The following is a 13,097-nucleotide window of genomic DNA, read 5'->3' as shown; positions in this document are numbered from 1 at the left end:
GGCTTTTTTGCGACCTTTCTTGCGCCAGTTGCCGCAATGACACACTGCTACGACCTACTATGCTGCTGCTAATCGATAACTACGACTCCTTCACCTGGAATCTCTACCAATACTTCTGCGAGCTGGGCGCGGATGTGCGTGTGGTGCGCAACGACGCCATTACGCTGGATGAGATGGCAGCGCTGCCGCTGACGCATCTGGTGATTTCGCCGGGCCCATGTACGCCGGATCAATCTGGCATCTCGCTCGCGGCTATTCGCCATTTTGCCGGGCGCTTGCCGATCCTCGGCGTTTGCCTTGGACATCAGGCGATTGCGCAAGCCTATGGCGCGCAGGTGGTACGCGCGCGGCAGGTGATGCACGGCAAAACCTCGCTGATTCAGCACACCAACCAAGGTGTGTTTCGTGATCTGAATAATCCGCTTACCGTGACCCGCTATCACTCATTGATTGTGGCGCGCGATACGCTGCCCGCTGAGTTTGAAGTCACCGCGTGGAGCCTGCGCGACGGCCAGCCGGATGAGATCATGGGCTTCCGCCATCGCAGCTTGCCGCTGGAAGGCGTGCAGTTCCATCCGGAAAGCATCCTCAGTGAGCAAGGGCATCAGCTGCTGGCTAATTTCCTCAACGCGTAACTTATGTTTGCCTTCGTGTGACTTTTTATGCATATTTTGTGATTATAATTTCACATCAGCTCAAGAAATAACCCGATGAGGTCGTCAATGGCAGCGGAAAAACTAGCGGTAACCCGGGAAACGTTCGATAACGTAATTTTGCCTGTTTATGCACCTGCGCAGTTTGTGCCGGTAAAAGGCAAAGGCAGCCGAGTGTGGGATCAGCAGGGCAAAGAGTATATCGATTTCTCTGGCGGTATCGCGGTGACTGCATTGGGCCATTGTCATCCGGCGCTGGTGGAAACGCTGAAAACCCAGGGCGAAACGCTGTGGCACACCAGCAACGTGTTCACCAACGAACCGGCGCTGCGTCTGGCGAGTAAACTGATTGCCGCGACCTTTGCCGATCGGGTGTTTTTCGGTAATTCCGGCGCGGAAGCCAATGAAGCGGCATTCAAGCTGGCGCGTTATTACGCCTGCAAAAAACACAGCCCGTTCAAAAGTAAAATCATCGCCTTCCATAACGCCTTCCACGGTCGCACGCTGTTCACCGTGTCGGTGGGTGGCCAGCCGAAATATTCTGATGGCTTCGGTCCAAAACCGGCGGATATCGTGCATGTGCCGTTCAACGATCTCGATGCGGTGAAAGCGGTGATTGACGACCATACCTGCGCCATCGTGGTCGAGCCGATTCAGGGCGAAGGCGGCGTGATGCCAGCTACGCCAGAATTTATGCAAGGCCTGCGCGCCCTCTGTGATGAACATCATGCGCTGCTGGTGCTGGATGAAGTGCAGAGCGGCATGGGACGCAGCGGCAAACTCTTTGCGTACGAACATTACGGTATCAGGCCCGATATCCTCACCACCGCCAAAGCGCTGGGCGGCGGTTTCCCGGTGAGTGCGATGTTGACCACCAACGAAATCGCCTCAGTAATGGCGCCGGGCGTGCACGGCACCACTTACGGCGGCAATCCGCTGGCGTGTGCCATTGCTGAAACCGCGCTGGACATCATCAACACGCCAAAAGTGCTGGAAGGCGTTGAAGCGCGTCGTCAGCAGTTTGTTGAAGCGCTGCAAGCCATCGAAAGCAAATTCGCTATCTTCAGCGAGATTCGCGGCAAAGGTCTGTTGATTGGTGCCGCGCTGAGGCCGCAGTTCGCCAGCAAAGCGCGTGACATCCTCAACGCTTCCGCCGCGGAAGGGCTGATGATTCTCACCGCCGGTACTGACGTGATCCGTTTTGTGCCGTCGCTGGTGATTGAACCAACCGATATCGCCGAAGGCATGACGCGTTTCGCCAGCGCGATTGAAAAGGTGCTGACCGCTTAATCCGCTTTCGGACGTAACACTTTGAGCCAGCGGCCATGATGCGGTCGCTGGCTCCACGCCAGCGAAGAGATGGTGTGCATTACGCTGAGGTGCTGCAATATCCGCTTCACATGCTGTTCGACAATCGTCACCGGCCCTTCATTAAGATTTTCCGGCGCTTCCAGAATATTGCTGTCGTTGCCCGGACCGTCATACGCCAGCCGCTGCTGACAACGCTGCAGCGCGATTTCACAGGATTGCAGATAACGTTCTGCCAGCTTCGATGTCAGCATGGTGTGCTCGCGCGCCAGAATCGTCATGGCATTAATATGCTCGACGATGAACTGACTGTGCGTAACCCACATGCGCATATCTTTCAGATATTGCAGGTTAAAGCCCGGCTCGCTCGATGCCTGGTTCAATGAGTTGAACAGCGCGTTGTGCGCCTGATTAACCTTTATGCGCTGATAAGCCAGTTTATCGGGCGACTGTTCCGGCCCCAGCAGCAGTTGCAGCGCCTCCTGATAGGCTTCCAGCGCATCGTGCGCGTTCTTGCGCAGCAGCCCGCTTTGCCACTGCGGCCACAGCCAAATCATCCCGGCGAAGGCAATTAAACAGCCCATCAAGGTATCCATCATGCGCGGCAGCAGAAACTGCGCGCCGTTCAGCGACAGCAATTGCAGCGAATACACCGCCGTGACGGTAAAGCCAATCATCGACCAGCCATAATATTTCCGCGTGATCAGATAGCTCGCCAGCGTAATCCCCAGCATAAACAGCAGCGTGATCGATTCCGGCACCGCCAGCTGCAGCGACGCGGCGGCGATCAGCAATCCGGCGAAAGTGCCCAGCGCACGGTGCTGAATACGCACGCGCGTGGCGTTGTAACCGTTCTGGCTGACGAACATGATGGTCATCAGAATCCAGTAAGGTTTGGGGATGTTAAAGAACAGCGCCAGCGAGCTGCCAAACATCAGCATCACAGCGAAGCGGGCTGCGGTGCGTAACGCGGTGGATTTGAATGACAGATAACTGCGCAGCGCCGGCAACAGCGGCAAACGGCGCTGGCGATCGGCCATCAGGTCACGCGTGTAGAGCGGCTTCTGCGTACGCAATACGCGGGCGATGCGACTGAAGTGATACAGGCAGAAGTTGCCGACCGGATTATCCGGATGCTGGCGTGCAATTTTCTCCAGAGCGCCGAGCTGTTTCTCCATGTGAAAACGATCCGGCAGCTGATGGTAGAGAATCGCATCCGCCAGCACGCGCAGCCGCGCCGAAATAATTTTGGCGTTCCAGCGAATCACCGCTTCGGCGTGGCTCTCCTCAACCAGCTTCTGCACCTCTTCGGGCTGATGCAAACTCACGGAGATGTGTTCCTGTAAATCCAGCGCAACCTGAAAAGCGCGCGTCAGGCGTTTGTGGCTGTTATCGCGGCTCGCCGACAGCATATGCATTTGCTGATAGCAGGTGGTGATGAGATCGACCGCCTTTTGCTGGCGCGCCAGCAGCGGCGGCAGCGCTTTCTCCGGATCGGTCAGCTGCGTCAGTAAGGTGTATTTGGCATCGCAGTAATCCGCCAGCTCGCGGAACAGCAGGCTGAGCGATTCGCGCATCGGCTGCTCTTTCCACAGCCAGAACCAGAACCAGTTGAACAAGCCGTACCACAGCGTGCCGCCAATGTAGAGCAGCGGCGGCACCCACATCGGCATGCGTCCCACTAAGCTGAGCGTAAAGATGGCGGCGATGAGTGTGGCGGGCAGCAGGCGCGCGTGCAGCGGGCCGATTTCGCCGGTTACGCCAATCAGCAGCGGCAGCGCCAGCAAAATCAGTGGCAGCGGAATCTGGTAAGCGGTGAGGATTTGCATCAGGAAACTGCCGGTGGCAAACAGCGAACCACCCACAATCAGGCGTTTGAAGAAGCGTTTGTGCGGCGTATCCAGTCCCGCCATGTTGCAGCAGGCCGGCACTAACGAGAACAGCAGACCTTTTTGCAGATCGCCAAACAGCCAACCGAGAGCCACAGGCAGGCACAGCACCAGCGTTTGCCGCAGCGCATAGTTAACTTCGGGATGATAGATGATTCGGCGCCACATCAGCTCATCGCAAATAGAAACGGCGCGATGTTGCCATCACGCCGTGGGTGAGAAGAAATTAGCGGGTGCCGTAAACGACGATGGTTTTACCGTGTGCGGAGATCAGGTTCTGATCTTCCAGCATTTTCAGGATACGACCCACGGTTTCGCGTGAGCAGCCCACGATCTGACCAATCTCCTGACGGGTGATTTTGATTTGCATCCCGTCTGGGTGAGTCATCGCATCTGGCTGTTTGGCCAGATTTAGCAGCGTTTGCGCAATACGTCCGGTGACATCGAGGAAGGCAAGGTTGCCCACTTTCTCAGATGTCACTTGCAGACGACGCGCCATTTGCGACGAAAGTCGCATTAAAATATCCGGGTTTACCTGAATCAGCTGACGGAATTTTTTGTATGAAATTTCAGCCACTTCGCAGGCAGACTTCGCACGCACCCAAGCACTGCGTTCCTGGCCTTCTTCGAAAAGACCGAGTTCGCCGATGAAATCCCCCTGATTGAGGTAGGAGAGAATCATCTCTTTGCCTTCTTCATCTTTAATCAGTACCGCTACGGAACCTTTTACGATGTAGTACAGCGTTTCCGCTTTCTCACCCTGATGGATGAGCGTGCTTTTGGATGGATATTTGTGAATATGGCAATGGGACAGGAACCATTCGAGTGTAGGGTCTGTTTGCGGTTTGCCGAGAACCATTCGCTATTATCCTCTGTTGTAATCGTGCCCAAAACACAGGGGGCATTTTTTCCCTGTCAGGCGGTTTAATCGTCGAGCGTTTCCAGTAAAGGAAAAATTATTCCGGGTGGACTCTTAAGCTACGCTTTTGATTCTTCCGGCCTTCGTCTGTGATGACGAAAATATTTTCAGCACTGTTTGTAGCACAGCTTTTGCGAGCTGTCTTGTGTTGTCTCGCTTCAGCAGAAGGGGGATTACTCTGGATTGCTGTTTGTCAGGTGAAAGCGTACTCTGGCGGCAAAACCGCCGCTTCAGGAGAAAGAATCATGCAGGCACGAGTGAAATGGGTGGAAGGTCTTACCTTTCTCGGAGAATCCTCATCCGGCCATCAGGTATTGATGGATGGTAATTCCGGTGATAAAGCGCCAAGTCCAATGGAGATGGTGCTGATGGCCGCGGGCGGCTGTAGCGCTATTGATGTGGTGTCGATCCTGCAAAAAGGGCGCAGCGATGTGGCCGATTGCGAAGTGAAGCTCACATCGGAACGCCGTGAAGAAGCGCCACGCATTTTTACCCACATCAACCTGCATTTTATCGTTAGCGGTAAAGCATTGAGCGACAAGGCCGTTTCGCGTGCGGTTGATCTGTCAGCGGAAAAATATTGCTCGGTAGCGATCATGCTGGGTAAAGGCGTGGAAATTACCCACAGCTATGAAGTGATCGAGTTATAACTCGGATTGTAGCGGCGCAATTTATTGCGCAATAAATTGCGCCGCTACGGAATGACTCCGCTTATTCAATCCGCTTCCCTTCAATCAGTCGCTGTACCAGCGGCAGCATAATCAGCTCCATCGCCAATCCCATTTTGCCACCCGGCACCACCAGCGTATTGATGTGCGAAATAAACGATCCCTGAATCATCGCCAGCAGATAGGGGAACGCGATGCCTTCCAGACCACGGAAATGAATCACCACGAAGCTTTCGTCGAGCGACGGAATTTCGCGTGCGGCAAACGGGTTTGAGGTATCAACGGTCGGCACGCGCTGGAAGTTAATGTGGGTGCGCGAGAACTGTGGCGTGATGAAGTTAATGTAATCCTCCATTGACCGCACCACCGAATCCATCACCGCTTCGCGTGAATGGCCGCGCTCGCTGGTGTCACGCACCAGCTTCTGAATCCACTCAAGGTTAACAATCGGCACCACGCCAACCAGCAGATCGACATGCTCCGCCACATTTTGCTGCTGCGTGACCACGCCGCCGTGTAAGCCTTCATAGAACAGCACATCGGTGTTTTCCGGCAGCGGCTGCCACGGCGTAAAGGTGCCCGGCACCTGATTCCACGGCACGGCTTCATCGTAGGTATGCAGATATTTGCGCGATTCGCCAAGGCCGGTTTGGCCGTAATGTTTAAACGTCTGCTCCAGCAGGCCGAAGTCGTTGGCTTCCGGGCCGAAGTAGCTGATGTGGCGCCCGAGATCGCGCGCCTTGCGGATCGCCATGTCCATTTCCGGACGTGTGTAGCGATGGAAACTGTCGCCTTCGAGTTCCGCCGCATGCAAATTCAGCTGCTGGAAAATTTTACGGAAGGCGAGGCTGGTGGTGGTGGTTCCGGCGCCGCTGGAACCGGTGACGGCAATAATTGGATGCCTGGCTGACATAACAGAGCTCCCTGTGAAGTCCGGCGATGAGCATTGTTACCACGAATTGCCGCGGGGTGCATCAGCCGCGGAATTCACCCTTCGGCATAATATTGATCGATTCATGCAGTTCCGACCACACCAGCACCACGTCGCCGCGCTCCAGTTGGCGGCGTACGTCGGCGACTTTTTGCAGCAAACTGCGTTCCTGCTCGCCGTAATCAGTGCCTTCGCGTAACACGAAGGTTTCAATCAGGTTTTCCAGCGTGTCCGCTTCGAGTTCTTGCCAGGGAATAATCACAATTACACATCCAGATAGGTTGAGAGCCAGTCGGGCACGCGCTGTTCCAGCCACATTTTCGGTTTAAGAACGGTGCCGCCGACGAAACCGACGTGGCCGCCTTGCTGCGTCAGCTGATACTGAATGGAGGCTGACAGCTGGTCAGGTTGCGGAATAACGGCATCGGTCATAAAGGGATCGTCTTGCGCGTGAATGATCAACAGCGGTTTACGCACGCCGGTCAGCAACGGCATCGCGCTGGCTCGTTGATAATAGTCGTTGGCGTCAATAAAACCGTGCGCACGTGCGGTTATCGCATCATCGAACTCGCGTAAGCGGCGGAAAGCACGTAACTGGCTGAGATCGACCGGCAGCGTGCCAGGCCAGGCGCGCAGTTTGCGCGTGGCGTTCTTTTTCAGCTGCGTCAGTAAATAGTGCTGATAAAAGCGTGAAAACCCCACATCCAGCTTGCCGCTGCAAGGCTCGAGCGCCAGCGGCGCTGAGATGGCGATGCCGGCATCAATCGGTACATCGTGACCTTGCTGACCCAGCAGGCAAGCGAGCATGTTGCCGCCCAGCGAAACGCCGACGGCGGCGGTGGGTACGCTGCCCCATTCGCGCTGCAGCCAGTGAAGGAAGTAGGTGGCGTCTTCGGTTTCACCGGAGTGATAGATGCGCTTTAAGCGATTAGGCTCGCCGCTGCAGCCGCGAAAGTGCATTACCACCGCCAGCCAGCCGCGTGCCTGACACGCCTGCATCAGGCCGTGCGCATACGGGCTGCGAAAGCTGCCTTCCAGTCCGTGAAACATCACCATGCGCGGTTTATGACGCGCCTGCGCCGGATCTTCACTCCACGCTAAATCGACAAAATCGCCGTCCGGCAGGTCAAGACGCTGCCAGTGCGGACGTAACGTAACGCGGCGCCGCAGAATACGCGGCAGCAGCGTTTGCAGATGCGCGTTACTGAATCCGCGCAGGGGTTTAAAACGCTCGCCGCTGGGGCGATCAAAATAGCTTGGGTAAAGGCTTGTCTGATGCATAAGTCGCTGATAGCTTCGATGGGTTGTTCGCTTTACTGGGTGAGGAGCACCCGAATATACATGGAACTGAGTCTTTTTTTATCAATGTTAGGTTTTCTCTGGGTCGCGGCCATCACGCCCGGGCCCAATAATATGTTACTTACCGCCTCGGGTGCTAATTTTGGCTTCCTGCGCACCATTCCGCTGCTGATTGGTATCATGATTGGTATGCAAGTCATGTTGCTAATGGTGGCATTTGGCATCGGCGGCCTCATCCTGCTTTATCCCTCGCTGCATCTCATTCTGAAGATTGCCGGTAGCCTTTATCTGCTGTGGCTGGCATGGAAAATCGCCAGCGCCGAGTATGAAAAACTGGAAACCGACGCTGTCACGGTGAAGCAGATGCCTTTCTGGCAAGGCGGCTTGCTGCAGTTGATCAACCCGAAAGCGTGGCTGATGGCGCTCGGCGCGGTGGCCAGCTTCAGCCTGGCGGGCAGCGAATATCTGCATTCGGTGGTGGCGATCAGCATCGGCATGTTCATGGTGAACGTGGTTTCCGGGGTGATCTGGATGGGCTTTGGCTCGCTGATTGGACGTCTGCTGCGCAGCCCACGCGCGTGGAAAATCTTCAATCTGGCGATGGGCTTGCTCACCGCTGCCTGCGTATTGCTGATTTGGCGCTAAGTTAGCTGGAAGCGCGTTCAACGCGCTTCCACGGCAACACTTCATGGACTACCGACGCGTTAGGCTGGCGGATGCGTTGCAGCAACAGCTGTACGCTGCGCACACCCATACGATTCATCGGCTGCTCAATCGTGGTCAGCGGTGGATTCAGGCTGCTGGTAAAGTTGATGCCATCAAATCCCACCACCGCTAAATCTTCCGGTACGCGTAAACCTGCTTCCAACGCCGCGTGGATGACGCCGACCGCCAACACATCTGATACCGCAAACACCGCATCCGGCGGTTCCGGCTGCGTGAGCAGTTCGCGCAAAGCCGCACTGCCCGCTTCGCAGGTGATATTCTCGGCGTAAGCCACACCGCACCAGCTGAGATCCAGCTGCTCCAGCGCCGCGCGATATCCCTCTTCACGCTTATGTGAATAGAGGTAGCGCATATCACAGTTCACCAGCGCAATACGACGTCGGCCTTTGCTCGCCAGATAACGCACGGTTTCGAAAGCCGCTTCTTTATTATCAATCGCCACGCTTGAGGCGGCGATTGACGGATCGTATTCCGCGCACTGCACCCAAGGCTGATCGCCAATCAATTCTTTCAGCTCATGCAGGCTGCTGGCGGCATCCATGGTGATCACGCCGTCGACCACTTTGCCGGTGAGCAGCGCAATGTAGGCCGCTTCGCGCCGCAGCTGCGATCCTGAGTTACACAGCAGAATGTGGTAACCCTGCGCTTCAGCTTCGGCTTCAATGCCCTGAACCACGCGTGAGCAGAACGGATTGGTGATGTCGGGAATCAGCACTAACAACATATGGCTTTGCGAAGTGCGCAGCTGGCGCGCCAGTAGGTTGGGCTGATAGTCGCAGATGTCGATGGCCGCCAGCACTTTGGCACGCGTATCCGGGCGCACGCCGGGATTCTGGTTCAAAACCCGTGAAACGGTGGCTTTTGACACGCCAGCCAGGTGTGCGACTTTCTCTATCGACATGGATTCAGGACCGTTAGTAAAGAGTTAAAAAATGAGATCTCTATCAATATCACAGCTGCCATGTGAGCGTGTGACATATTTACCGCTTTCCCTTTTCTTTCCATTTGCACTTTTTGCATAGCCTTGCCCGATGTTGATCTAAGAACGGATCGTCATTAGGGATAATTTTTAATTCCTTTATGAAATTACTGTTGCTGGAGAAACTGCCCAGACAAAACACATTAGGGTGAATGATGATGGCAATGAAAAAAACAATAACGGCGGTCACAGCGGCTCTGGCCCTGATGGCGTTCCAGGCGCAAGCGGTCAACGTTACCGTGGCGTATCAGACCTCGGCTGAACCAGCCAAAGTGGCGCAGGCGGATAACACCTTCGCCAAAGAGAGCGGTGCTACCGTCGACTGGCGCAAATTTGATAGCGGGGCCAGCGTGTTACGTGCACTGGCGTCGGGCGACGTGCAGATTGGTAATATCGGTTCCAGCCCGCTGGCGGTCGCCGCCACGCAAAAGCTGCCGATTGAAGCTTTCCTGCTGGCCTCTCAGCTCGGTAACTCCGAAGCGCTGGTGGTGAAGAAAACCATCAAAGATCCCAAAGACCTGATTGGCAAGCGCATCGCCGTGCCATTCATCTCGACTACGCACTACAGCTTCCTCGCCGCGCTCAAGCATTGGGGCATCAAGCCTTCGCAAGTGACCTTAGTCAACCTGCAGCCGCCGGCGATTATTGCTGCCTGGAAACGCGGTGATATTGACGGCGCTTACGTCTGGTCTCCGGCGGTCAACGAGCTGGAGAAAGATGGCAAGGTGCTGACGGACTCTTCGCAGGTCGGCAAGTGGGGCGCGCCAACGCTTGATGTGTGGGTGGTGCGTAAAGACTTTGCGCAGCAGCATCCAGAAATCGTCACCGCCTTTGCCCGCAGCGCCGTTGAAGCGCAGCAAGCTTACATTACCAATCCGGATCAATGGCTGAAGCAGTCAGACAACCTGAGCAAGCTGGCGCGCCTGAGCGGTGTACCCGAAGCGGATGTGCCGGTGCTGGTGAAAGGCAACACGTACCTCACCGCGCAGCAGCAGGTGGAGCAGCTCGGCAAGCCGGTGAACAAGGCGATTGTCGATACTGCCGGCTTCCTGAAAGAGCAGGGCAAAGTGCCAGAAGCGGATAGCGATTACAGCAGCTTCGTCACCACGCGCTTCGTTGCACCCTTAGTGAAATAACCGGAGGCCGTATGCTTAACATCACCCATCTCAATGCGCGTTACGCCGGACAACCCGCGCTGCAGGACATCAACCTGCAGCTGGGCAGCCGAGACCTGCTGGTGGTGTTAGGTCCCTCCGGCTGTGGCAAAACCACGCTGCTGAACCTCATCGCCGGCTTTCTGCCGCTGGAATCTGGCAGCATTACGCTGGATGGCAAAGCGGTAAAAGGGCCGGGCGCTGAGCGCGGCGTAGTGTTTCAAAATGAAGGATTGCTGCCGTGGCGCAACGTGATCGATAACGTTTCGTTCGGTTTGCAACTGGCGGGCATGGCGAAGGCGGAGCGCCATACCATTGCACGCCGTTTGATCCGTAAAGTAGGACTGGAAGGTGCAGAGAAGCGTTTTATCTGGCAGCTCTCTGGGGGTCAACGTCAGCGCGTGGGCATTGCGCGTGCGCTGGCGGCTGATCCTCAGTTGCTGCTGTTAGATGAGCCGTTTGGCGCGCTGGACGCCTTTACCCGTGAACAGATGCAAACCCTGCTGCTAACGCTGTGGCGTGATACCGGCAAGCAGATTCTGCTGATCACCCACGACATCGAAGAGGCGGTGTTCCTCGCCAGCGAATTAGTGCTGCTGTCGCCGGGACCGGGCCGCGTCGTGGAGCGTTTAAAACTCGACTTCGGCCAACGCTTCGCCGCCGGGGAACCGTGCCGCAGCATCAAATCCGATCCGGCGTTTATCGAACGTCGTGAATATGTACTGAATCAGGTGTTTTCCCAGCGTGAGGCGTTTATATGAGTGCAGTGATTGATGGGAAGACCCAAATGCGTCGTCGTGGACTGCGCTGGCCGTTCTCGCGCCAGTTCTCACTCAGCCTGCTCAGCGTGGGCTTGTTGCTGCTGTTGTGGTGGGCTATCACCGCGCTCGGCTTAGTGGCGCCGCTGTTTTTACCGCCGCCGCAAGTGGTGCTGCAGAAGCTGATATTGATTGCCAGCCCGCAAGGTTTTATGGACGCCACATTATGGCAGCATCTGGGTGCCAGCCTGGCGCGTATGCTGGTGGCGCTGTTCTTCGCCGCGCTGATTGGGATTCCGGTCGGCATCGCCATGGGCCTGAGCCCGGCGATTCGCGGCTTGCTTGATCCGCTGATCGAACTCTATCGCCCGGTACCGCCGCTGGCTTATTTGCCGCTAATGGTGATCTGGTTTGGCATCGGCGAAACCTCGAAGATTTTACTGATTTATCTGGCGATTTTCGCGCCGGTGACCTTGTCGACGCTGGCGGGTGTGAAGAATGCCCAGCAGGTACGGATTCGCGCGGCGCAGGCGCTTGGCGCATCGCGCTGGCAACTGCTGCGCTACGTGATTCTGCCTGGCGCGCTGCCGGAAATCCTCACCGGTTTGCGCATTGGTCTCGGCGTAGGTTGGTCAACGCTGGTGGCGGCGGAACTGATTGCCGCTACGCGTGGACTCGGCTTTATGGTGCAGTCGGCCGGTGAGTTCCTCGCCACCGACGTGGTGCTGGCCGGTATCGCCGTGATCGCCCTGATTGCCTTTGGCTTAGAACTGGGTCTGCGCGCCTTGCAGCGCCGACTGACGCCCTGGAATGGAGAACAGCAATGAACGAACGACTTTCTTTTACCGCGCTGGGCCCGAATATTGGGGCGCAGGTCAGTGATGTCGATCTCAGCCGTCCGCTGAGCGATGCCCAGTTTGAACAGCTCTATCATGGCTTGCTGCGCCATCAGGTGCTGTTCCTGCGCAATCAAGTGATTACTCCGGAACAGCAGCGCGCGCTGGCGATTCGCTTTGGCGATCTGCATATCCATCCGGTCTATCCGCATGCGGAAGGCGTGGAAGAGATCATCGTGCTGGATACGCATCAGGATAATCCGCCGGATAACGACAACTGGCACACCGATGTCACCTTTATTCAAACTCCGCCGGCAATTGCAATCCTGGCTTCGAAGCTGCTGCCGGAAAGCGGCGGCGATACCTTGTGGTCAACCGGCATTGCGGCCTATGAAGCGCTGTCTGAACCGTTTAAGACGCTGTTGAATGGACTGCAGGCGGAGCACGACTTTAAGAAGTCTTTTCAGGAGTACAAATACCGTAAAACCGAGGAAGAGCATCAGCGCTGGCAGCAAGCGGTGGCAAAGAACCCGCCGGTGCAGCATCCGGTGATTCGTACCCACCCGGTGAGCGGACGCAAGGCGCTGTTTGTCAACGAAGGTTTTACCACGCGTTTGCTGGGCTTGAGCGAAAAAGAGAGCGATGCGCTGCTTAACTTCCTATTTTGGCATAGCGCCAAACCGGAATTCCAGGTGCGCTGGCGCTGGCAAGAGAATGATGTGGCGATTTGGGACAACCGCGTGACCCAACACTATGCTAATGCGGATTATTATCCGGCGCGGCGGGTGATGCATCGTGCGACGGTGTTAGGGGATAAGCCGTTTTAATTTGGAATAGTGCTCGCATTCCCCCTCCTCGGTCCTCCCCCATAAATGGGGGAGGAAGACGCTGCCACATGTCAGTGATGAAGCTGCATGTGGCAGCGTCTCCTTCCCCCGCTTGCGGGGGAAGGCCGGGATGGGGGACAGCGTGCACAC

14 protein-coding genes are annotated in these 13,097 nt (G+C 56.3%); 8 read left to right on the top strand and 6 right to left on the bottom strand.

Annotation, left to right across the window (positions count from 1 at the left end; translation table 11 throughout):
• Positions 1-59: 59 nt before the first annotated feature.
• Positions 60-635 carry an aminodeoxychorismate synthase component II gene (locus P6287_RS17780; RefSeq protein ID WP_137386648.1) on the top strand — a complete coding sequence of 192 codons (576 nt, stop codon included), beginning with the start codon at positions 60-62 and terminating at the stop codon, positions 633-635.
• Positions 636-722: 87 nt separating this feature from the next.
• Positions 723-1,943, top strand: a complete 1,221-nt coding sequence (locus P6287_RS17775; protein ID WP_277974169.1) for an aspartate aminotransferase family protein — start codon at positions 723-725, stop codon at positions 1,941-1,943.
• On the opposite strand, the gene P6287_RS17770 is transcribed toward P6287_RS17775, so the two are convergent.
• The gene (locus P6287_RS17770; RefSeq protein ID WP_217549931.1) at positions 1,940-4,018 is read right to left on the bottom strand and encodes a YccS/YhfK family putative transporter; all 2,079 of its coding nucleotides are present in this window, start codon (positions 4,016-4,018) and stop codon (positions 1,940-1,942) included. The genes P6287_RS17775 and P6287_RS17770 overlap by 4 nt on opposite strands.
• A gap of 58 nt (positions 4,019-4,076) precedes the next feature.
• Positions 4,077-4,709 (bottom strand): cAMP-activated global transcriptional regulator CRP, encoded by a 633-nt coding sequence (crp, locus tag P6287_RS17765; protein ID WP_003852956.1) that lies wholly within the window; start codon positions 4,707-4,709, stop codon positions 4,077-4,079.
• A gap of 305 nt (positions 4,710-5,014) precedes the next feature.
• Here crp and P6287_RS17760 point away from each other — a divergent pair, with 305 nt between their 5' ends.
• Entirely contained in the window at positions 5,015-5,419 is a 405-nt protein-coding gene (locus P6287_RS17760) for an OsmC family protein (protein ID WP_101762649.1), read from the top strand.
• A gap of 61 nt (positions 5,420-5,480) precedes the next feature.
• Here the strand turns inward: P6287_RS17760 and P6287_RS17755 are convergent, their stop codons facing one another.
• The 3 genes from P6287_RS17755 to P6287_RS17745 all read right to left on the bottom strand — a co-directional run bounded on the left by P6287_RS17755 (position 5,481) and on the right by P6287_RS17745 (position 7,649).
• A complete protein-coding gene (locus tag P6287_RS17755) occupies positions 5,481-6,350 on the bottom strand; it encodes a phosphoribulokinase (protein ID WP_101762648.1) in 870 nt (289 codons plus the stop codon).
• Between the two features lie 61 nt (positions 6,351-6,411).
• A complete protein-coding gene (locus P6287_RS17750) occupies positions 6,412-6,630 on the bottom strand; it encodes a YheU family protein (RefSeq protein ID WP_007892223.1) in 219 nt (72 codons plus the stop codon).
• A gap of 2 nt (positions 6,631-6,632) precedes the next feature.
• Entirely contained in the window at positions 6,633-7,649 is a 1,017-nt protein-coding gene (locus P6287_RS17745) for a hydrolase (protein ID WP_101762647.1), read from the bottom strand.
• A gap of 60 nt (positions 7,650-7,709) precedes the next feature.
• Here P6287_RS17745 and P6287_RS17740 point away from each other — a divergent pair, with 60 nt between their 5' ends.
• Positions 7,710-8,312: a LysE family translocator gene (locus P6287_RS17740; RefSeq protein WP_192414872.1), complete on the top strand. Its 603-nt coding sequence runs from the start codon at positions 7,710-7,712 to the stop codon at positions 8,310-8,312.
• A 1-nt stretch (position 8,313) separates the two neighbouring features.
• Here the strand turns inward: P6287_RS17740 and P6287_RS17735 are convergent, their stop codons facing one another.
• Positions 8,314-9,294, bottom strand: coding sequence for a LacI family DNA-binding transcriptional regulator (locus tag P6287_RS17735; protein ID WP_101762645.1), 981 nt, complete (start codon positions 9,292-9,294; stop codon positions 8,314-8,316).
• A gap of 236 nt (positions 9,295-9,530) precedes the next feature.
• Here P6287_RS17735 and tauA point away from each other — a divergent pair, with 236 nt between their 5' ends.
• From tauA to tauD, 4 genes are read left to right on the top strand one after another with little or no spacing between them, the layout of a single operon-like run.
• Positions 9,531-10,508, top strand: a complete 978-nt coding sequence (gene tauA, locus P6287_RS17730; protein ID WP_277974168.1) for a taurine ABC transporter substrate-binding protein — start codon at positions 9,531-9,533, stop codon at positions 10,506-10,508.
• Between the two features lie 11 nt (positions 10,509-10,519).
• The gene (tauB, locus tag P6287_RS17725; protein WP_222213387.1) at positions 10,520-11,287 is read left to right on the top strand and encodes a taurine ABC transporter ATP-binding subunit; all 768 of its coding nucleotides are present in this window, start codon (positions 10,520-10,522) and stop codon (positions 11,285-11,287) included.
• The gene (gene tauC / locus P6287_RS17720; RefSeq protein ID WP_101762642.1) at positions 11,284-12,111 is read left to right on the top strand and encodes a taurine ABC transporter permease TauC; all 828 of its coding nucleotides are present in this window, start codon (positions 11,284-11,286) and stop codon (positions 12,109-12,111) included. Before tauB ends, tauC begins: the two co-directional genes overlap by 4 nt.
• A complete protein-coding gene (gene tauD / locus P6287_RS17715; protein WP_154157202.1) occupies positions 12,108-12,947 on the top strand; it encodes a taurine dioxygenase in 840 nt (279 codons plus the stop codon). Before tauC ends, tauD begins: the two co-directional genes overlap by 4 nt.
• Positions 12,948-13,097 lie beyond the last annotated feature (150 nt).

Source organism: Pantoea sp. X85 (genome assembly GCF_029623675.1).
Classification (GTDB): domain Bacteria; phylum Pseudomonadota; class Gammaproteobacteria; order Enterobacterales; family Enterobacteriaceae; genus Pantoea; species Pantoea leporis.
The sequence above is the reverse complement of the archived record's forward strand: the minus strand, read 5'-3'. Positions and strand labels throughout refer to the sequence as shown.